Source organism: Rhodococcoides corynebacterioides NBRC 14404, from assembly GCF_001894765.1.
In the GTDB taxonomy this organism is placed as follows: domain Bacteria; phylum Actinomycetota; class Actinomycetes; order Mycobacteriales; family Mycobacteriaceae; genus Rhodococcoides; species Rhodococcoides corynebacterioides.
The window spans coordinates 113160-132024 of record NZ_BCWV01000001.1 but is presented as its reverse complement, the minus strand read 5'-3'; the positions used below and the strand labels follow the sequence as shown (position 1 = coordinate 132024).

The window sequence follows — 18865 nt, the reverse complement described above, 5'->3', positions numbered from 1 at the left end:
CCGTGTCGCTGTCCGGCGCGCTGCGCACCTGGATCCGCGTGCGTTGCAACCTGTGCAGATCCGGCCGCGCTGCGCAGCCGGGGGGAGCTCAGCCGGGGGCGCTCAGCCGAGGATGTCGCGCCGCACGATCGTCTGATCACGGCCCGGGCCGACGCCGATGTAGGACATGTACGCCCCGGACAGCTCCTCGAGGCGCAGGACGTAGTTCTGCGCGTTGACCGGCAGGTCCTCGAAGGTGCGGGCGCCCGAGATGTCCTCCCACCAGCCCGGCATCTCCTCGTAGATCGGCGTCGCGTGGTGGAAGCCGGTCTGCGTCATGGGCATGTCGTCGTGACGCTCGCCGTCCACGTCGTACGCGACGCAGATGGGGACGGTGTCCAACGACGACAACACGTCGAGCTTGGTGAGGAAGTAATCGGTGATGCCGTTGACGCGCGTCGCGTAGCGGGCGATGACGGCGTCGAACCACCCCGTCCGGCGGGCGCGCCCGGTGGTGACGCCGACCTCACCGCCCTGCTTGGCCAGGTATTCACCGGAGTCGTCGAACAGCTCGGTGGGGAACGGTCCGGACCCGACGCGCGTCGTGTACGCCTTGAGGATGCCGAGCACCGTCTCGATGCGGCCGGGACCCACACCGGAGCCCACCGCGGCGCCGCCGGCCGTGGGGTTGGAGGAGGTGACGAACGGATACGTGCCGTGGTCGACGTCGAGCAGCGTGCCCTGCGAACCCTCGAGCAACACGGTCTCCCCGCGCTCGAGCGCCTGGTTCAGCGCGAGCCGCGTGTCGGAGATGCGGTGCCGGAACCCGGCCGCCTGGCCGAGGACCTCGTCGACCACCTGTGCCGGGTCGAGCGCCCGGCGATTGTAGATCTTGGCCAGCACCTGGTTCTTGAATTCCAGTGCGGCTTCGACCTTCTGAGTGAGGATCTTCTCGTCGAGCACGTCGGCCGCGCGGACGCCGACGCGGGCGATCTTGTCCTGGTAGCACGGGCCGATGCCGCGGCCGGTGGTGCCGATCTTGCGGGCGCCGAGGAAGCGTTCGGTGACCTTGTCGATGGCCACGTGGTACGGCATGATCAGGTGCGCATCGGCGCTGAGCAGCAGCCGCGAGGTGTCCACGTCCCTCTTCTCGAGCCCGTCGAGCTCGGTCAGCAGCACACCCGGGTCGACCACCACACCGTTGCCGATCACGTTGTTCACACCGGGCGAGAGAATGCCCGACGGGATCAGGTGCAGCGCGAACTTGTCGCCGCTGGGGAGCACCACGGTGTGGCCGGCGTTGTTGCCGCCCTGGTAGCGGACCACCCACTGCAGACGCTCACCGAAGAGGTCCGTGGCCTTGCCCTTGCCCTCGTCGCCCCACTGGGCGCCGATGAGGACGATTGCCGGCATGTGTGCTCCTACGATCTCGGGTGTGCAGCCGGGTGTCCCGGGCTGCGGCCGTCGAGCGAGGAGCGTGCCGCGAGGACGCAGGCTCCACCGACCGTGGCCGGTGACACAGTGTAGCCGCCCCGGTTTTTCCAACCCCGCGGTCTTCTGTCGCGGCGCTCGGGTCGAAGCGACACGCAATCGAGACCACCACGCCCTGTTTCCGGTCCCTCGACGTACCGGGTGCGCATCTATGGTGGACGCACCTGCCCGACCGACAAGGAAACCACCGCGTGACTCCGTTCGTCCTGCAGTGCGGCCAGACCCTGGTCCCCATCGCACTGTCGTCGCTGGCCCTGATCACGGCCTCCGTCGTCCCCACGCGATCGGACTGCGACGCCGCGCTGTCGGAGATCGACGGGATCGCCGACGCCCGCATCGTCGTGCTCGGCACCGACGCCGCCCTGGCCGCGGTGCTCACCCGCCTCATGCGCAAGGACCGTCTCGACGTCGAACTCGCGTACGTCCCGGAGACGGCGTCGGAGGCCAGTCACCTCTACCGCATCGGCACCGGCTCCCGCGCCGCCAAGGTCGCCCTGTCCGGTACCGCGACGCCGGTGCCGCTGATTCGCGACGATCTGGGGACCGCCGTCGTCGGGCGCGCGGTGTTGACCGGACCGTCGGGCGTGCTGACGGGCGAGGCGTACGTGGACGACACCCGCCTGTTCTCCGGCTCGGTCCCCGGCGTCGAGGTCGCCCCCACGCTCGAGATGCCGGGACTGCGCGCGCGAGTACAGGGTCGGCGCGGACTGTTCCGCGCCAAGTGGGTCGCCGGGCGCGCGATGCAGCTGGGCACACCCGCCGCCCGCCTCACCAAGGACGGAGTGGCGTCGACGCGCGACGCGGTCCGCTCGACGATCTACCGCCACCACGAACAGTGGTTGCTGGTGCGCTGAGAATCCTGTGCAGAAATCCGCGCTGAGCGCGGACTACTGCACACGATCGGCGGTGAGGGCGCGGCGCAGCTCGGCGGCGTTGCGGGGCCGGACGTCCGGGGGCAGTACCCCGTCCGCCGCCAGCTCGGCCGCCAACGCCAACGGCCACGGCACGTGCAACCGGGCCCGGGACAACAACTCCGCGTCCGACAGCACCGTCACGGGATCGCCCTGCACCACGGTGCCGTCCACCACCACGGCCACCGAGTGCGCCCAGTCGAGCGCGAGGGCGACGTCGTGCGTCGAGAGGACGACGGTGGTGTGCGCGCTCTCGAGCCGAGCGACGGCGTCGAACATCTCGACCTCCGCGCGCGGATCGAGGCCCGCCGTCGGTTCGTCCAACAGCAGCACGCACGGACGCATGGCCACGGCACCGGCCGTCGCGACGCGCTTGCGTTCGCCGTAGGAGAGCTGGTGCACCGGGCGGCGACTCAGCCCGTCGATGCCCAGCAGCGTCAGCGCGGACTCGACCCGCTCGCGCACCTCCGCGAGGGGCAGACCGAGGTTGGCCGGCCCGTACGCGACGTCGCGGTAGACGTCGGCGGAGAACAGCTGATCGTCCGGATCCTGCAGGACCAGTTGCACTTCCTGACGGTGGGCGCGCAGCGCGGACCTGGTGTGACGCAACGCGGTGCCGTCCAGTTCCACCGCACCCGACGCGGGCTGCACGGCCCCGGCGAGGCAGCGCAGCAGTGTGGTCTTGCCGGACCCGTTGGCGCCGAGGATCGCCGTCCGACGCCCGGCCGGGACGTCGAGGTTCGCGCCGCGCAGGACGTCGCGGCCGTCGTAGCCGACCGTGATCGCCCGCGCCGCGAGCGAGCGATGACTCACGAGACCACCACCGACACCACGACGACGACCACCATCACCCCGATCGCCCCGGCCAGGAACCTCGGCGAACTACGCGGCGGCGGAACGGCATCCACCGGATCGGCCACCCCGAACTCCCGACCCGCGAGACCGTCCTCGAGCCGGGACGCTCGATCCCAGGCCGAGGTCAGCACGGCCGCGGTGAGCAGCGCGGCGGACTGCATCGAGCGGCGCGGGGTGGAGTACCCGAGCCGGGCGACCTGGGATCGGCGGACCGATCGCAGCGACGTCAGCAGGACGAACAGCAACCGGTAGACCAACCCCGCGACGTCGACGCACGCCTGCGGGACACGGGCTCGCCGCAGGCCCGCCAGGAGATCGACCATCGGCGTGGTCACCGCGAGCAGAATCATCGCCGACGTGCCCGCGACGGCGTGCGCGGTCACCTCGAGCGCCCGACGCACGCTCTCGTCGGTGGCGCCGACACCCCAGTCCGGCGCGCCGCGCACCGTGATCGCCACCGACACGCCGCCGAGCACGACGAAGGCGGCCGGCGCCGCGAGAGTGCGCAGCAGCAGCGGCCACGGGGTGCGCGCGAACGCCGTGGCGGCGGTCAGCGCGACCACCGTCACGAGCAACGACCCCGGCCAGGCCGGCAGCACCGCCGCGCACAGCACCAGCCCGAGCGCGAGCACCGCCTTGTCGGCCACCGCGCGTCCGCGCCACGCACTGGCCCAGGCGGCGTCGTCGACGGCGAGACCCTGCACCTCAGGAACCGTCCGGTGGCGCCTGCACCCGCTCCACGGCGCGACGGGCCTTCAACGTGGCGATCACGTACCCGAGCACGATGCCGCCGAGGGCCGCCTGCAGCGCGAACAGCCCCGACTCCACCTCACCGGACGACGGTGCGAACACCGACTCGAACCACGGCTGGTAGTCCGGATGGTCGGCCTCGATGCGTTCGGTGGCCGCGGTGTCGCTCCCGACGAAGCGGTCACCCTCGACGGTGCGGCCCGAGTCGATCGCCAGCGCGATGCCGACGATCGCCACGATGGCCGCGACGAGGGCCAGGTTCACCCACCGGTTGCGCCGAGATCCGGCCTGCATCTCACCGGACCGAGACTCACCGGACATCGAGGGCCTCCTTCCGAGCGAAGAAGCGGAACACGCCGAGCTCCCGCAGTTCCGGCGTTGCGACCGACCGCAGGACGCGGAAGACCAGCACCCCGAGCAACCCCTCCGCGATCGCGAGCGGAATCTGGGTGACCGCGAAGATCGACAGGAACTTCACCACCGCGCCGGCGATGCCGCTCTGCGGATCGGGGAACGCCAGGGCGATCTGCACGCTCGTCGTGCAGTAGGTGGCCAGGTCGGCCAGGGTCATCGCGCAGAACACGGCGAGCGAGATGCCGCCGCCGAGCCGCCCGACCAGGACGAACGCGCCGTAGCCGACCCAGGGCCCGACCACCGCCATGGAGAACGCGTTGGCGCCGAGCGTCGTCAGACCCCCGTGCGCCAGCAGCAACGCCTGGAAGAGCAGGACCACCGTCCCGAGGAAAGCCATGACCGGAGGTCGGAACAGCACCGCGCCCAGTCCGGTGCCGGTGGGATGGGACGAGCTGCCGGTGACCGAAGGCATCTTGATGGCGGACAGGACGAACGTGAACGCCCCGGCGGCGCCGAGGAGGAGTCGGCTACGGGGGTTCTCCCGCACCTGATGGACGACGGCGCGGGCGCCGTGGACGACGAACGGCGCCGCGGCGCAGGTCCAGACGGCAGCGTGCACCGGCGGCAGGAAACCTTCGGCGATATGCATGAACAGGGCCCTTCTCGGATGACGCGTCCGAGGTCGACGGGAGGCGTGCCGGGGCGGCGATCCGACTCACGACCGGCGCCCGCCGAGGGGCTCCGTCGTTCACGGTGGCGCGACCGTCCCGGAGTTGCACCGGGTTTCCCGCACCAGCACGGCGCAGGGCCGGGTTCGGTCCTGCGCGGTCATCGTGGCACAGAACGTCCTGCCGCAGAACTACCAGGTCATCTCGTCTCGGCACACCGCGCCGTGCGCCGCGGGTTCGATCTGCACGGTGGCGTGGTCGAGGCCGTAGGTGGAGAGCAGTTCCTTGCTCCGAGCGAGGAGCACGGAACTCGACCCGTGCGAGGTCAGGTGGACCGTGGCGACGTCCATGCCGGTGGTGAGAGTCCAGACGTGCAGGTCGTGGACGTCCTCCACACCGGGCAGGGCGCGCAGGTCGGCGTCGAGGGCGACGACGTCGACGGACGACGGGCTGGCCTGGGTGAGGATGCGCAGTGACGCCCCGGCGAGGCGTACCGCGCGCGGGACCACCCAGATGGAGATGGCCACACCGACGACGATGTCCGCCCACGACCACCCGACCAGCGTGAGAGCGCCCGCGATCAGGACACCGACGCTGCCGACGGTGTCGGCGAGGACCTCGAGGTACGCGCCCCGGACCGCGAGCGAGTCCTTCGCGTCGGCGCGGATGAGGAGCATGACGACGACGTTCGCGGCGAGTCCGGCGGCCGCCGTCGCCATCATGATGCCGCCGGGCAGATCGGGCTGATCCCCGATGCGCCGGATCGCCTCGACGAAGATGAACACGGCCACCCCGAGGAGCAGCACGGCGTTGACGATGGCGGTGAGCACCTCGGCGCGATGCCATCCGAACGTGCGGGCGGCGGACGACGAGCCCCGCTGGGCAAGGGTGAGCGCCGCCAGACCCATGCTCATCCCGACGATGTCGGTGAGCATGTGACCGGCGTCGGCGATCAGGCCGAGCGAGCCGATCGCCAGGCCGACGGTGAGTTCGAGCGCGAAGAACGCGACCAGCACGAGCCACGCGATGCCCATGCGGCGCAGTCGACCGCGCGTCGGCGCCTCGCCCCCGGTCGGCACCTGACCGTGCCCGTGCCCCGCTCCCATGCCGACGACCATACATGCGCAGTTCTGCATGTGTGTAGTCGACGGCCGTCAGTCGTGCCGTTCCGGCGGGACCGCGGGATTCGGCACGGTGGGCGGCAACGTCGCCATCGCCGAGATCCGCGAGAGCCCGGCGACCTGCAGCAGATCGACCACGATCGAGCGAATCTGTGCCAGCACCACCGTCGCCGACAGACCGGCGTCGCGCATCAACTCCGCCTTCGCGCCCACCGCGACGTGCCGGAGCACCCGCGCGGCCTCGGCCTGATCCGGTTGCTCGCCCGGATCCGCCAGCATCATCTGCCGCAGCACCTCGGTGGACTCGGCCAGCTGCTCCACCAACCTCACCAGCCGCGGGTCCAGGATCTCGTCGTCCCGGACCAGGGACAGCGACCGCCGGGCCAGGACGCGGATGTTGCGCACCGCGTTGTCCAACGGATCCGCCGTCGCGGCCAGCCGCGCGAGCCGCTGCCGTGAGTTCCAGTACAGCGGCGAGATCCGGCTGATCTCCCGGCCGCCCCGAAGGTCGGTCCGCAGCATGTCGATCGCCGGCTGCGTCGCCCGCGCCGCCTTCAGCGCCTTCTCGATGGACTTCGGATCCTGCGCGGACAGCCCCTCGGCAACGAGCCCGAGCACCCGTCCCGCCGTCTCGATCACCGTCGCCGCGTCGCCGCGGGCGCGCCGGACCGGATGCGTCGGGACCACCGCGACCACGGCCAGACCCACCAGGCCGCCCACCAACGCGTCGACCATGCGGTTGTAGCCCCCGGCGTCGCCGGGTGGGAGCAGGGTGGCCACCAGCACCGCCGACGATCCGGCCTGCATCGCGATGATCGCGCCGCTGTCGAGGAACACCGCGGTCCCCATCGCCAGCGCGACCACCAGCGCGATCTGCAGCGGGCCGGTCCCGATGAGCGCGATCAGTGCGTCGCCGACGCCGATGCCCACGGTCACGCCCGCGACCAGCTCGACGGACCGCCGCATCCGGGCGCCGAGGGACACCCCGAGCGACACCACGGCCGCGATCGGCGCGAAGAAGGGCGTGACGTGCCCGACGATCTCCGTCGCCACGAACCACGCGATGCCCGCCGCGAGCGCGCACTGGATCACCGGCAGGCCGGAGAGCTTCAGCCGGTCCACGGACGCCTGGAACCGCGACCGGCCACGACGACGCAGCCGCGCGGTCTCGAACGGCGACCGTGCGCCCCGGCGCAGGCCGAGCGGACTCACGGCGATGACAGTCTCATGTGCGGCAGCGCGACCTAGCCGACGCCGAGCTCGTCCGCGGCGCGCGGATCGCAATCCTCGAGCAGGTCGAGGCAGCGGGCGTACTCGTCGGTCTCCCCGATGGCCTGCGCGGCACGGGCGAGCACCGCGACACAGCGCAGGAATCCGCGGTTCGGCTCGTGGCTGTAGGGCACCGGACCGAAGCCCTTCCACCCGTTGCGACGGAGCTGGTCCAGGCCACGGTGATACCCGGTGCGGGCGTAGGCGTAGGCGGTGATCGTGCGCTCGTCGGCCAGCGCGGCCTCGGCGAGGTACGCCCACGCGATCGACGCCGTCGGGTGGGCGGCCGCCACCTCCTCGGGGGCGGTGTGATTGAGCAACAGCGACTCGGCTTCGTCGTCACCGGGAAGCAAGGTGGGCTGCGGTCCGAGCAGATCTCCGAAGGACGTCATGGGTGCAGTCTCCCACGACACCCGTCGCCGACGAGCGCGCGTGCACGGCCGGCGGCACCGTGAAAGTTAAGCTGCGGGGCGTGTCGTCCAGTACCCCACCACCGGCCCGGCCGCAGTACATTCCGCCGCGCGAGCCCGCCCGCGAGCCGCGGACGCGTCGTCCGATCGGCCGATGGGTCGCGGCGCTGCTCGTCGTGGCGGTCGCGATCGGCGGCGTCGTCGCGTTCGCCCTGCTGCGCGGCGGGTCGACGACGACCGGGGCCTCCGACGAGGACCGCATCCGCGTCGCGATCGACGACTTCACGACGGCATTGCGCGACGGCGATCTCGCCGCTCTGCGGTCCGGCACCTGCGGACCCCTGGCGTCGTTCTACGGCGGCATCTCCGACGAGGACTTCGCCGCGACGCACGACGCCGCGGTGGCGTCGGGATCGATTCCCGACGTCCTGAGCGTCGACACCATCCAGATCACGCCGGCCGAGGCACCCGACGTCACCACCGCCATCGCGCAGGTGACGGCCCGCGGGGGGAACGAGACCGCTCCCTCCCCGCGGACCTTCGACCTGGCCCTCGAGGACGAGACCTGGAAGGTCTGCGCCTGACTCAGGCGGACACGCTGCGCCCGGCCGACTTCAGGTCGTTGCACGCCTCGACGACGCGCGCCGTCATACCGGCCTCGGCCTTCTTGAGGTAGCTGCGCGGGTCGTAGGTCTTCTTGTTGCCGACCTCGCCGTCGACCTTGAGGACGCCGTCGTAGTTGGTGAAGAAGTGCCCGGCGATGGGGCGCGAGAAGGCGTACTGGGTGTCGGTGTCGACGTTCATCTTCACGACGCCGTACTCGAGGGCTTCCTCGATCTCGCTCTTGGCCGAGCCCGATCCGCCGTGGAAGACGAAATCGAACGGCTTCGAGCCGGCGGGCAGGCCGAGCTTGTCGGTGGCGACCTTCTGGCCGTCGGCCAGCACGGACGGCTTCAGCTTCACGTTGCCCGGCTTGTACACACCGTGGACGTTGCCGAAGGTGGCGGCCAGCAGGTAGCGCGACCCGGCGTCGCCGGCGCCCAGCGCCTCGACCGTCTTCAGGAAGTCCTCGTTCGAGGTGTAGAGCTTGTCGTTGATCTCGGCCTCGACGCCGTCCTCCTCACCGCCGACCACACCGATCTCGATCTCGAGGATGATGCGCGCGGCCGCGGCCTTGGCCAGCAGGTCCTTCGCGATCTCGAGGTTCTCGTCGATCGGGACCGCGGAGCCGTCCCACATGTGGGACTGGAACAGCGGATTCTTACCGGCGTCGACACGCTCCTGCGAGATCGCGATGAGCGGACGCACGTAGGTGTCCAGCTTGTCCTTGGGGCAGTGATCGGTGTGCAGCGCGATGGTGACGTCGTACTTCGCGGCGACGACGTGCGCGAACTCGGCCAACGCCACCGCACCGGTCACCATGTCCTTCACGCCGAGGCCCGACCCGAACTCCGCGCCACCGGTGGAGAACTGGATGATCCCGTCGCTCCCGGCGTCGGCGAAGCCCTTGATGGCGGCGTTGATCGACTCGGATCCCACGCAGTTGATGGCGGGGAAGGCGAACGAATGTTCCTTGGCGCGGCCGAGCATCTCGGCGTAGACCTCGGGAGTGGCGATCGGCACGGAAGAAACCTCCACGGTGAGCGGGAGCACCTCGGGTCGGGTGCCTCGGTAGCAGTATGGCAAGACCGGCCGACGCGGGTTCGCCCTGCGCCCGACCTACCCGTCGGTAGAGCGCGCGGGGGTGCTGCGAGCCCCGCTGAGAGTCCGCTGTGAGTCCACGCGCAGGGCGCTGTCGGTCGCGCACGCCGGTAGGGTTGTCGCCGTGCATACCCTGGCCGCCTCCACGACCGACCTCGCCCTGCTGCCGGGGTTCCTCGACCCGGTCAACCTGCTGAACTCGTTCGGTACCTGGGTGTTGGTGGGTCTGCTGCTGGTGGTCTTCATCGAGTCGGGACTGCTGTTCCCGCTGCTCCCGGGCGATTCACTGCTGTTCACGGCCGGACTCATCGCGGCGTCGAAGTCCACCGAGGTGGCGCCGTTCGCACCCCTGTGGGTGCTGATGGTGACCATTCCCATCGCCGCGATCCTCGGCGATCAGGCCGGGTACTTCATCGGCAGGAAGGCCGGCACCGGCCTGTTCCACGACGACGCGCGCTTCCTCAAGAAGAAGTACATCGACGAGTCGCACGCGTTCTTCGAGAAGCACGGCCCGATCACCATCTTCCTGGCCCGCTTCGTCCCGATCGTGCGCACGTTCGCCCCGGTGGTCGCGGGCGCGTCCGCCATGCGCTACCGGGTCTTCATCACCTACAACGTCGTCGGCGGCATCGTCTGGGGCGCGGGCGTCACGCTGCTGGGCTACCTGCTGGGGCAGATCGCGTTCATCCGCGAGAACGTCGACATCATCTTCCTGCTCATCGTGGCCGTCTCGGTGCTGCCCATCGCGTGGGAGGTGGGCAAACGCCTGATCTCCTCGCGGCGCACCCCGCTCGGTGAGGCCGTCGACGCGTTCGACGGCAAGCTCGACGGCAAGGTCGAGCCCTCCACGTGGTCGTCCACCGATTCGGCGCCGTCCACTCCGGCCGCACCGCAGTCGCCCGCCCGTCCCGACGGCGCGAGCTGACCGGGTCGATGACGCAGGACGTTCTCGCCTCGGGCGGACTCGGCTTCCTCGAGTCCGCCGGCCCGACGTTGGTCTGGCTGATCGTGGTGTCCTTCGTGTTCCTCGAGTGCGCGGTCATCCTGGGCCTGTTCCTGCCCGGCGACTCGCTGCTCATCACCGCCGGCATCGGCCTGGCCGGGCACGCCTCGGGTGTCTCGCACGTCTGGGGGCTGTCGGCGGGTGCGTTCCTTGCGGCGATCGTGGGCAACCAGGTGGGGTACGTCATCGGCAAACGCACCGGTCACCGGCTGGTCGCGCGCAAGAACGGCAAGTACATCAACGTCGAGAACCTCGAGAAGGTCAACCGCCTGCTCGAGCGGCACGGGTTCTGGGCCGTGCTGGTGGCGCGGTGGATTCCGTGGGTGCGCACGCTGTGCCCGATGGTCGCGGGCGCCGGCAACATGAACCACCGTCGCTACACCGTCGCCAGCACTCTCGGCGCCCTCATCTGGGCGCCGGTGCTGCTGCTGCTCGGCTTCTACTTCGGATCGTGGCTCGACCGGGTGCCGTGGCTGTTCCCGACCGTGCTGACCCTGATGATCGTCTCCATCGTGCTGGGCACGGCGTTCGGGATCTACCAGTACCGCAAGGAGATGCGGCGGCCGGCGGTGACGACCGAGGTCCACGACATCGACGCGTGAGCGTCGTGATGTTGCCGACGCGTGAGCGTCGTGATGTTGCCGACGCGTGAGCGTCGTGATGTTGCCGACGCGTGAGCGTCGTGATGCTGCCGACGCGTGACGGGTCGTCAGGGTTCCACGCGGGCTGCGGCCTCGAGCACCATCCATCCGCCGAGTTGGACCGACAGATCGCGTTCGGGGACGCCGGACGACAGCACGGTGCCACCGGCGAACCGCGCGATCGGCGCACCGTAGGACGGCAGCGTCGCCACCGAGGTCCAGTCGTGCCCGAAGAGCGGTAGCCCCTCGATGGAGAGGCAGTTCTGCCAGGCGGCGTCCGCGGAGGCGAGCACGATGTCCTTCGCGGTGGCGCGCGCCCGCTCGTCGTCGTCGGTGTCGCCGGGCAGCGACGTCGCCACGAGGGACAGGTAGCGGGCGAGGATGCCGTTGAACAGTCCCCCGTCGCCGCCGCCACCGCCGGTGATCACGCCTCGCTCGGTGAGGTGGTCGGCGACCGCGTCGACCAGTCGGTGCACGCGCTCGCGGTGGCGGTCGTCGCCGACGCGTACGGCCAGTTCCGTCTCCGCGCCGAGGACGACGCCCTGGCAGTAGCTGTAGACGGGAGTCTCGAGGCGCCCGTCCGCGTGGATGCCGTCGAGCACCAGATGGGTCGTCGGGTCGATCAGGGTGGCGTCCATCCAGTCGGCCATCGCCTGGGCGCGCCACGGTTTCCCGGTGCGGGCGAGGAAGATCGCGGCCGGGCCGTTGGCGGGGACGTTGTAGAAGTCGCTCTTCTTCGACCAGCGGATCCCGCCGCCGTGGGCGGGGTCCCATGCCTCGAACAGCTCGGTCTCGAGATCGGCGATGGCGCGGCGGTTGTCGACGAGGTGCAGCCGCTGGGCGCGCTCGAGGGCGAGGCCGAGCCACGCCATGTCGTCGTAGTAGGAGTTGGTCCAGCCGGTCATGTTCCGGACGCGATGCGCCCGCGCGACGCGAGCGAGACGACGACGGCGGCGCGCGGTGGGCGCTCGCTCCTCGGCGTCGACGAGATTGTCGATCAGGTGTGCCTGCCACCAGTAGTGCCACCGGGCGAACACGCGTTCCCGACGGACGGGCGGCCAGGCGACCACTCCCAACGCGGTACCCGGCAGTCCCCACAGCCGACGGACGTGGCGGGAGATCACGGCCTCCTCGGCGGCGTCCGCGCGGAGGGACCAACTGTCGTGCATGCCGTCGATCTTGCCAGCAGCCCGGACGGGGTCGGTCGGCTACCAGGCGCGGCCGAGGTCGGCGTGCTGCCGAACCCAGGCGTGCATCGCGATTCCCGCGGCGACGCCCGCGTTGATGCTGCGGGTCGAGCCGAACTGGGCGATGGACACCGTCAGTCGCGCACCCTCCCGTGCGGCGTCGGTGACCCCGGGGCCCTCCTGTCCGAAGAGCAGCAGGCACCGCCGCGGCAGATCCGTCGTCTCGAGCGGAACGGCCCCCGGCACGTTGTCGACGGCGACCACCGCCAGGTCGTGCTCGCCGGCGTACGCGACGACGCTCGCCACGTCGTCGTGATGACGAAGGTGCTGGTAGCGGTCGGTGACCATCGCGCCGCGGCGGTTCCATCGTCGTCGTCCGACGATGTGGACGGCCGCGGCGCCGAACGCGTTGGCCGTGCGCACCACCGTGCCGATGTTGGCGTCGTTCTCGAAGTTCTCGATGGCCACCTCGAACGGGTGACGACGCGAGTCCAGGTCGGCCACGACGGCCTCGCGACGCCAGTACCGGTAGGCGTCGACGACGTTGCGGCGGTCACCCTCGTCGAGCAACTCCGGGTCGTAGCGCGGATCGGTGGGACGAGGGCCGTCGCGCGCCTCGTCCCACGGCGGCGCGCCGCGCGGATGCTCGCCCCACTCGGTGGCGCCGGCGGTGTCCGGACCGTTCGAGTCGGGGGTGTCCGAGTCCACCGATCAGCTGTGCGAGAGGCGGCGGTTGACCTCGCGGGTGAGCCAGACGGGCGAGAAGCGAGACCCCATGGAGAGCGCCTTCGACGGCAGGCCCACCGGGAAGTGCACCTTGTGGTAGATCCGCTTGGCGGGCTGCGTCGACTTGAAGATGGCGTCGGCGACGTCCTGCGCCGTGAGCTTGATGCCCAACGATCCGGTGGTGCCCGTGGTCACGCCCTCGGTCATGGCCGTCTGCACGAACAGCGGCCACATGGCCTTCACGGCGATGTCGTGCTTGTGCCACTCGAGGTCGAGCGCCTCGGTGAGGCCGCGCACGGCGAACTTGGTGGCGCCGTAGGTGGCGAGCTCCGGCTGGCCGTAGATGGCGGACGCCGAGCAGAGGTTGACCACCTGCGCGCCCCGAGTCTTCTTCAGGTACGGAAACGCCTCGTGCAGACCGTGGATCACGCCCATGACGTTGATCTCCACCTGCTGCCGGTGGGTCTTCAGGTCCTGGTCGGCGAACTCGCCCGCGCGCAGGATCCCCGCGTTGTTGATCAGGACGTCCAACCGACCGCCCGACGCCTCGTCGAACTCCTTCAGCCGCGCGGCGAACTGCTCCGGATCGGTCACGTCCAGCGATCCCGTGGTGGACGTCGAGCCCTTGGCGGCGATCTCCTTCGCCAGCGACGCGAGGCCCGTCTCGTCGATGTCGTACGCCCCCACGTGGAAGCCTCCGGCGGCGTACGTCAGCGCGGTGGCACGGCCGATTCCGGCTGCTGCGCCGGTGATGAAGACAGTAGGTTGGGACATGGTTCCGAACAATAGAGGGTGCGCGGCACGGGCGACAGAGCTCGGCCCGAGAAAACTTACTGCCGAGTAGCACCGGCCACGACCGGAGGAGACGAGTGCCCGTCCACACCGTCGTCGAGTCCCCGATCGGTCCGCTCACCGCCGTCCGCGACGGCGCCGCGATCACCGGTCTCTACTTCCCCGCCCACGCACCCGCCCCCGCGCCCGCGCGGCTGGGCGAGCGTGACGACACCGGGTTCGACGACCTCCGCGCCCAGCTCACGGAGTACTTCGCCGGAACGCGCCACGCCTTCGATCTCGAGCTCGCGCCGTCGGGAACCGACTTCCAGGTCGACGTCTGGGGCGCGCTGCGCACCATCCCCTACGGCACGACGTGGACCTACACCGAGGTGGCGACGGCCGTCGGTCGGCCGGGATCGGTGCGCGCCGTCGCGGCGGCCAACGGTCGCAACCCGCTGTCGATCGTGGTGCCGTGCCACCGGGTGATCGGTGCGTCGGGCTCGCTCACCGGGTTCGCCGGGGGTCTCGACCGGAAGCGGTTCCTCCTCGACCTCGAGAGCGGCGACCGGCTGTTCTGACGGGCTCCGACAAGCCCCGCACCAGCAGCCATTGCGCCGAGGCATAGGTCACCAGAACCGCGGCTTCGAGGACATCGGCCCAGCGGGGAGAGCCGGCCCGGCGAGCCAACACCAGGGCGTCGGAGATCAGGAACAGGGTCGAGCCCACGGCTGCGTCGCGGGTGCCGTCGGCCCCCAGCGTGGCCGTCGTCGCCACCAGCCCGCCGTACGTCGCGGTGACGGGCAGCATGCCGGGAGCGCGTCGTCGGGCGATCGCGACACCGCCGGCCCACCCGGCCGCGCGGGTCGCCGCCACCACCGGGCGGACACGGGAACCGGTGCGCCACAACCGCGTCGACCACACCGCGTGCATCACCGCGAAGCCGGACGCGCCGAGGCGGACCCGTCGATCGTCGTCGGGCTCGATCATCGCGACGTCGCCCAGCGTGGCCGCGGCGAGCCCGATCGCGAGGGCCGGATCGTCGTGCGCCAGGACGCGCAGGGCGAGGATCGGCATCATCGCCGGCTTGGCGACGTACTGCAGCGCCGGGCGGTGGGTGACGGCGCCGAGCACCGTGGCGGCGGTGGCGGCGACGTACGCGAGGGCGGTGACGTGTCCGACGGCGGCGCGGTCCGGCATGGCGTCACCGTACGCGGAGGAATATCATTAGCGTCGGTAACGTTATGCCGTCTCGTCCCGTCGATCGAGGAGAGAGGAAGCCGTCGTGCACGGATCGGTGAATCAGGAGCAGCAGGGCAGCCTGCTGCAGCAGCCGCGGGCGGTCTGGGCCGTCGCCTTCGCCAGCGTCATCGCCTTCATGGGCATCGGTCTCGTGGATCCGATCCTCAAGCCCATCGGCGAGCAGCTCGACGCGACGCCCAGCCAGGTGTCACTGCTCTTCACGTCGTACATGCTGGTCACGGGCATCGCCATGCTGATCACGGGCGTCGTGTCCTCGCGCTTCGGGCCCAAGCGGACGCTGATCGCCGGGCTCGCCATCATCATCGTGTTCGCCGCGCTGGCGGGCTCGTCGTCGACCATCGGACAGATCGTCGGCTACCGCGCCGGATGGGGCCTGGGCAATGCGCTGTTCATCGCGACCGCCCTCGCCGCCATCGTCGGCGCCGCGAGCGGCGGCGTCGCGCGGGCCATCATCCTGTACGAGGCAGCCCTCGGCATCGGCATCGCCACCGGCCCGCTGGTCGGCGGGCTGCTCGGCAGCATCTCCTGGCGCGGACCGTTCTTCGGCGTCGCCGTCCTCATGGCCGTCGCGGTAATACTGCTCGTGGTCATGCTGCCCGACACGCCCGCACCGGCCCACCGCACGTCGTTGGCCGATCCGTTCCGCGCCCTGCGGCACCGCGGACTCCTGACCGTCGGCATCACCGCGCTGCTCTACAACTACGGCTTCTTCACCCTGCTCGCCTACACGCCGTTCCCGCTCGACCTCGGCACCTACGCCGTCGGGTTCATCTTCTTCGGGTGGGGGCTCGCCCTCGCCGTGGCGTCGGTCTTTCTCGCCCCGCAACTGCAGCGCCGCTTCGGCACCCTGCCGATGATGATGGCCGCGTTGGCACTGTTCGCCGCCGACCTCGCCGTCATGGCCGCGTTCACCGAGTCCAAGCCGGTCCTCATCGTGTGCGTGGTCCTCGCCGGACTCTTCCTCGGCGTCAACAACACCCTCATCACCGAGACGGTCATGGTGTCGGCGCCCGTCGAGCGGTCCACCGCGTCCGCGGCCTACAGCTTCGTCCGCTTCGTCGGCGGTGCCGCTGCCCCGTACCTGGCCGGCAAGCTCGGCGAAAGCCATGCGTCCCTGCCGTTCTGGATCGGCGCGGCCTGCACCGTCCTGGCGATCGGCGTGCTGTCCACCGGCCGCCGCGTCCTCGCCCACGTGGACGAGCACGAGCCCGCCCCGCACAGCGTCGACGAGGCGCGGGCGGTGACGGTGGGCGACTGACCGTTCCCGCTGTGGAGTCTCGGCGTCGGGTGTTCCGAGCCGGGACTCCACGTTCAGGCGACGAGGCGGTAGCGGTGGAGCGCCACGCCGCTGGGAAACTGCCGAAGTTCGAGCGGCTCGAGACGGTGCGGCGGAGTGCCGTCGAACAGGCGGGCGCCGCCGGTCGGTCGAATCGTGAAGTTCGAGCCCCGGAATCCGGGGCCCAGAGTTCAGGATCCCCCGGTCGACGCCGGGATTCACGGTGCCGATATGCAACATCCGCACCACCAGCCCCTTTGTTCCCTTTGGTAACCATTCGGTGACAATGTAATCCTCGGGTAAAGGTTCACCCCGACCGAAAGGTACGTTTCCTCGTGGTCGGGGGACCACGCACGCACCGTGCCCGTAGAACCGAGGACCCACTTCATGTCGCAGTCGACACTCCGCTCACGGCGTCGCCGCCTCGCCGCGGCCGGCGCTCTCGCCGTCTCGATCGCTCTCGCCGCGCCCAGTGTCGCTGCAGCGCAGGAGCCTTCGGGATCGGAGACCACCACGACGTCCGTCGCTCCCGTCCCGGAGAGCACCTCGAACGAGGCCCCGGCACCGACCGACGAGGCGCCCGCCGAGACCACCACGCCCACCACCACCGAGGCCGCTCCGACGCCGCCGGTCACGGGTGCCGTCGTCGTCGACGAGGACGGCAACACCACCATCACCATCGACATCCGCCCGCAGCTCACCGACGAGCAGAAGGCTGCCCTCGACAACGCAGGAAAGGCCACCAAGGCCGCCGCCGAGGCACTGGCCAAGGCGCGCGCCGCGTTCGAGGAGGCCGTCGCCGCCCTGCGTGACGCCGCCGACCCGGCCGCCGAGGCCAAGGCGGACGACGCGAAGGCCGAGGTCGAGAAGGCGGAGACCGAGGAAGCGAAGTCCATCGCGGAGCAGGAAGCGATCGTCGCCGAAGGGCTTGCCGCACAGGCCGAAGCCGACAAGAAGGCAGCCGACGAGAAGGCCGCCGCCGCCAAGGACGAGGCCGACAAGGCCGCTGCCGCCGCCGAGGCCGCCGCGAAGGACGCGGACGAGAAGGAGTCCGACGCCGAGGCCGGCACCGGTGATCCCACCGCCGCCGAGGCCGCCCGCGCCGACGCCGACGCCAAGGCCGCTGCAGCCGAGGAGGCCCGCACGAAGGCCGACGAAGCCGTGAAGGAGGTCCAGGACGCCGCGGCCGCCGTGGGTGACGCGCTCGCCACCCTCGATACCGCCAAGATCACCGAGGCGCTGCAGTCCGCTCGCGCCAAGGTCGCCGCCGTGGTCTCCGCCGCGGTGAAGGCCGCATCCGCGCAGATCGCCGCCACCGTCGCCGAGGAGCGCGCGAAGGCCCTCGAAGCCACCGCGAGCGCCGAGGAGAAGGCCGCCGCCGAGAAGGAAGCGGCCGACGCCAAGGCCGCCGCCGACAAGGCGCAGAAGGACGCCGACGACGCCAAGGCCGAGCAGGACGAGGCCGTGGAGAACGGCGAGAAGAACGAGACAGCCGTCGAGATCGGTGAGGAGACCACCGAGAACGTGCCGGTCACCGTCGTGGACGAGAACACCGTCTCGGTCGACGCCACGGGCACCCAGCTCATCGGCGTCTTCACCGAATCCGACGCCGGCCGTACCTTCCGCACGGTCGACTACTTCACCACCGATGCCGACGGTAATCCCGCTGTGGCGGGACAGCTTCCGGCCGTCAGCCTCGCGCTCGGCGATGGAACCTCGACATCCGCGGCAGGCTCGTCCGACTCGGATTCGTCCGTCGTTCCGGCCGTCGTCGCCGGCGTCGTGGTCGTCGGTGCCGCAGCCGCCGGTGGCACGCTGCTGATGCGTCGTCGTCGCTCGGCGCAGTAGATGAACCGACCGGCCGGCGCGACGGTCGCGGCGCTCGCGTTCGTCGCGCTGGTCGGTTGTGGCGCAGCGGAGCCCGACACGTCGTCCGGCTCCGTTCCCCCACCGGACCGGTCACCGGTGGCGTCGCAGGTGACGGCGGCGCCACCGACGCAGCCGGCTCCCCCGACCTACCTGGAACTGCGGGGCGCCGACGGTGCCACGTACCTGAGCACCCCGCTGCATCCCGACCCCGTCGTCCGTGACGCCGACGCGGTGCTGAACCCCGTCGACGAAAGGCCGGCCTGGTGGGGCGAGAGCGGCCTGCCCGGTTCGGCGGAGACCGTCGTGGTTGCGGGACACAACTATTCGCAGAGCGAGGCGCCGTTCCGCGCCTTGCGGGTGGTGCGGACCGGGGATCTCGCCCTCCTGGCCACCCCGGCGGGGACGCACACCTACCGCGTCGAGTCGGTGGGGCCCGTCGCCAAGGGAGCACTGTTGTCCGACAACGCTCTTCGCGCCCAGGTACCCGGCCGGCTGGTCCTGGCCAACTGCGACGTGCGGGACGGTCGGCCCACCGACGACAACTACCTGGTGGTGGCCCAGGCCGTCGTCGACTGAGGGGGCATACTGGAGTGTCCGCCTCAGCCACGACCAGGAGTTCC

The 18865-nt window shown here is 70.8% G+C and carries 21 protein-coding genes; 8 read left to right on the top strand and 13 right to left on the bottom strand.

The window, feature by feature from the left end:
- Nucleotides 1-102 precede the first annotated feature (102 nt).
- The gene (locus RC2_RS00625) at nucleotides 103-1392 is read right to left on the bottom strand and encodes an adenylosuccinate synthase (RefSeq protein ID WP_068150296.1); all 1290 of its coding nucleotides are present in this window, start codon (nucleotides 1390-1392) and stop codon (nucleotides 103-105) included.
- Between the two features lie 269 nt (nucleotides 1393-1661).
- Between RC2_RS00625 and RC2_RS00620 the strand changes: the two genes are divergently transcribed.
- The gene (locus tag RC2_RS00620; protein ID WP_068150293.1) at nucleotides 1662-2324 is read left to right on the top strand and encodes a hypothetical protein; all 663 of its coding nucleotides are present in this window, start codon (nucleotides 1662-1664) and stop codon (nucleotides 2322-2324) included.
- Nucleotides 2325-2357: 33 nt separating this feature from the next.
- Here RC2_RS00620 and RC2_RS00615 read toward each other — a convergent pair whose 3' ends face one another.
- The 7 genes from RC2_RS00615 to RC2_RS00585 all read right to left on the bottom strand — a co-directional run bounded on the left by RC2_RS00615 (nucleotide 2358) and on the right by RC2_RS00585 (nucleotide 7790).
- The gene (locus RC2_RS00615; RefSeq protein WP_068150290.1) at nucleotides 2358-3194 is read right to left on the bottom strand and encodes an energy-coupling factor ABC transporter ATP-binding protein; all 837 of its coding nucleotides are present in this window, start codon (nucleotides 3192-3194) and stop codon (nucleotides 2358-2360) included.
- Nucleotides 3191-3940 carry a cobalt ECF transporter T component CbiQ gene (gene cbiQ / locus RC2_RS00610; RefSeq protein WP_072680888.1) on the bottom strand — a complete coding sequence of 250 codons (750 nt, stop codon included), beginning with the start codon at nucleotides 3938-3940 and terminating at the stop codon, nucleotides 3191-3193. Before cbiQ ends, RC2_RS00615 begins: the two co-directional genes overlap by 4 nt.
- Nucleotide 3941: 1 nt before the next feature.
- Nucleotides 3942-4307, bottom strand: coding sequence for an energy-coupling factor ABC transporter substrate-binding protein (locus tag RC2_RS00605; RefSeq protein WP_245810892.1), 366 nt, complete (start codon nucleotides 4305-4307; stop codon nucleotides 3942-3944).
- Entirely contained in the window at nucleotides 4297-4989 is a 693-nt protein-coding gene (locus RC2_RS00600) for an energy-coupling factor ABC transporter permease (RefSeq protein WP_068150286.1), read from the bottom strand. The genes RC2_RS00605 and RC2_RS00600 overlap by 11 nt, the downstream gene beginning before the upstream one ends.
- A gap of 210 nt (nucleotides 4990-5199) precedes the next feature.
- Nucleotides 5200-6114 carry a cation diffusion facilitator family transporter gene (locus RC2_RS00595; protein ID WP_068150324.1) on the bottom strand — a complete coding sequence of 305 codons (915 nt, stop codon included), beginning with the start codon at nucleotides 6112-6114 and terminating at the stop codon, nucleotides 5200-5202.
- A gap of 48 nt (nucleotides 6115-6162) precedes the next feature.
- Nucleotides 6163-7287 carry an FUSC family protein gene (locus tag RC2_RS00590; RefSeq protein ID WP_068150323.1) on the bottom strand — a complete coding sequence of 375 codons (1125 nt, stop codon included), beginning with the start codon at nucleotides 7285-7287 and terminating at the stop codon, nucleotides 6163-6165.
- Between the two features lie 86 nt (nucleotides 7288-7373).
- Nucleotides 7374-7790: a DUF3151 domain-containing protein gene (locus RC2_RS00585; RefSeq protein WP_068103525.1), complete on the bottom strand. Its 417-nt coding sequence runs from the start codon at nucleotides 7788-7790 to the stop codon at nucleotides 7374-7376.
- 2 nt (nucleotides 7791-7792) lie between these two features.
- Here RC2_RS00585 and RC2_RS00580 point away from each other — a divergent pair, with 2 nt between their 5' ends.
- Nucleotides 7793-8392, top strand: a complete 600-nt coding sequence (locus RC2_RS00580; RefSeq protein WP_082895616.1) for an Rv0361 family membrane protein — start codon at nucleotides 7793-7795, stop codon at nucleotides 8390-8392.
- A 1-nt stretch (nucleotide 8393) separates the two neighbouring features.
- Here the strand turns inward: RC2_RS00580 and fbaA are convergent, their stop codons facing one another.
- Nucleotides 8394-9431 (bottom strand): class II fructose-bisphosphate aldolase, encoded by a 1038-nt coding sequence (gene fbaA / locus RC2_RS00575; RefSeq protein ID WP_072680928.1) that lies wholly within the window; start codon nucleotides 9429-9431, stop codon nucleotides 8394-8396.
- Between the two features lie 202 nt (nucleotides 9432-9633).
- On the opposite strand from fbaA, the gene RC2_RS00570 reads away from it, so the two are divergent.
- Both RC2_RS00570 and RC2_RS00565 read left to right on the top strand, forming a co-directional pair.
- Nucleotides 9634-10434: a VTT domain-containing protein gene (locus RC2_RS00570; RefSeq protein WP_139277206.1), complete on the top strand. Its 801-nt coding sequence runs from the start codon at nucleotides 9634-9636 to the stop codon at nucleotides 10432-10434.
- An 8-nt stretch (nucleotides 10435-10442) separates the two neighbouring features.
- Nucleotides 10443-11114, top strand: a complete 672-nt coding sequence (locus RC2_RS00565; protein ID WP_068151171.1) for a DedA family protein — start codon at nucleotides 10443-10445, stop codon at nucleotides 11112-11114.
- 107 nt (nucleotides 11115-11221) lie between these two features.
- On the opposite strand, the gene RC2_RS00560 is transcribed toward RC2_RS00565, so the two are convergent.
- Genes RC2_RS00560 through RC2_RS00550 form a run of 3 tightly spaced genes read right to left on the bottom strand, consistent with a single transcriptional unit; the run spans nucleotide 11222 to nucleotide 13840 of the window.
- A complete protein-coding gene (locus RC2_RS00560) occupies nucleotides 11222-12322 on the bottom strand; it encodes a glycoside hydrolase family 76 protein (protein WP_068151168.1) in 1101 nt (366 codons plus the stop codon).
- 39 nt (nucleotides 12323-12361) lie between these two features.
- Entirely contained in the window at nucleotides 12362-13048 is a 687-nt protein-coding gene (locus RC2_RS00555) for a TrmH family RNA methyltransferase (RefSeq protein ID WP_068151165.1), read from the bottom strand.
- A gap of 3 nt (nucleotides 13049-13051) precedes the next feature.
- Nucleotides 13052-13840 carry an SDR family oxidoreductase gene (locus RC2_RS00550; protein WP_068151163.1) on the bottom strand — a complete coding sequence of 263 codons (789 nt, stop codon included), beginning with the start codon at nucleotides 13838-13840 and terminating at the stop codon, nucleotides 13052-13054.
- 95 nt (nucleotides 13841-13935) lie between these two features.
- Between RC2_RS00550 and RC2_RS00545 the strand changes: the two genes are divergently transcribed.
- The gene (locus tag RC2_RS00545; protein ID WP_072680886.1) at nucleotides 13936-14418 is read left to right on the top strand and encodes a methylated-DNA--[protein]-cysteine S-methyltransferase; all 483 of its coding nucleotides are present in this window, start codon (nucleotides 13936-13938) and stop codon (nucleotides 14416-14418) included.
- Here RC2_RS00545 and RC2_RS00540 read toward each other — a convergent pair.
- Nucleotides 14345-15037 (bottom strand): lysoplasmalogenase family protein, encoded by a 693-nt coding sequence (locus tag RC2_RS00540; protein ID WP_072680885.1) that lies wholly within the window; start codon nucleotides 15035-15037, stop codon nucleotides 14345-14347. The two genes, RC2_RS00545 and RC2_RS00540, sit on opposite strands and share 74 nt — an antisense overlap.
- An 85-nt stretch (nucleotides 15038-15122) precedes the next feature.
- Between RC2_RS00540 and RC2_RS00535 the strand changes: the two genes are divergently transcribed.
- From RC2_RS00535 to RC2_RS00525, 3 genes are all read left to right on the top strand, one after another.
- On the top strand, nucleotides 15123-16358 hold the full coding sequence (locus tag RC2_RS00535) for an MFS transporter (protein WP_068147347.1): 1236 nt from the start codon (nucleotides 15123-15125) through the stop codon (nucleotides 16356-16358).
- A gap of 405 nt (nucleotides 16359-16763) precedes the next feature.
- Complete coding sequence (locus tag RC2_RS18360; protein ID WP_068147344.1) at nucleotides 16764-18224, top strand: hypothetical protein; 1461 nt, start codon at nucleotides 16764-16766, stop codon at nucleotides 18222-18224.
- The gene (locus RC2_RS00525) at nucleotides 18225-18821 is read left to right on the top strand and encodes a class F sortase (RefSeq protein WP_068147341.1); all 597 of its coding nucleotides are present in this window, start codon (nucleotides 18225-18227) and stop codon (nucleotides 18819-18821) included. It abuts the gene before it with no gap.
- The last annotated feature ends 44 nt before the right edge of the window (nucleotides 18822-18865 follow it).

Bases quoted from the DNA above. Each gene is read 5' to 3' on its own strand.
- RC2_RS00625 (WP_068150296.1), bottom strand. From the start codon at position 1,392: ATGCCGGCAATCGTCCTCATCGGCGCCCAGTGGGGCGACGAGGGCAAG.
- RC2_RS00605 (WP_245810892.1), bottom strand. From the start codon at position 4,307: ATGTCCGGTGAGTCTCGGTCCGGTGAGATGCAGGCCGGATCTCGGCGC.
- RC2_RS00600 (WP_068150286.1), bottom strand. From the start codon at position 4,989: ATGCATATCGCCGAAGGTTTCCTGCCGCCGGTGCACGCTGCCGTCTGG.
- RC2_RS00595 (WP_068150324.1), bottom strand. From the start codon at position 6,114: ATGGGAGCGGGGCACGGGCACGGTCAGGTGCCGACCGGGGGCGAGGCG.
- RC2_RS00585 (WP_068103525.1), bottom strand. From the start codon at position 7,790: ATGACGTCCTTCGGAGATCTGCTCGGACCGCAGCCCACCTTGCTTCCC.
- RC2_RS00565 (WP_068151171.1), top strand. From the start codon at position 10,443: ATGACGCAGGACGTTCTCGCCTCGGGCGGACTCGGCTTCCTCGAGTCC.
- RC2_RS00560 (WP_068151168.1), bottom strand. From the start codon at position 12,322: ATGCACGACAGTTGGTCCCTCCGCGCGGACGCCGCCGAGGAGGCCGTG.
- RC2_RS00550 (WP_068151163.1), bottom strand. From the start codon at position 13,840: ATGTCCCAACCTACTGTCTTCATCACCGGCGCAGCAGCCGGAATCGGC.
- RC2_RS00540 (WP_072680885.1), bottom strand. From the start codon at position 15,037: ATGCCGGACCGCGCCGCCGTCGGACACGTCACCGCCCTCGCGTACGTC.
- RC2_RS18360 (WP_068147344.1), top strand. From the start codon at position 16,764: ATGTCGCAGTCGACACTCCGCTCACGGCGTCGCCGCCTCGCCGCGGCC.
- RC2_RS00525 (WP_068147341.1), top strand. From the start codon at position 18,225: ATGAACCGACCGGCCGGCGCGACGGTCGCGGCGCTCGCGTTCGTCGCG.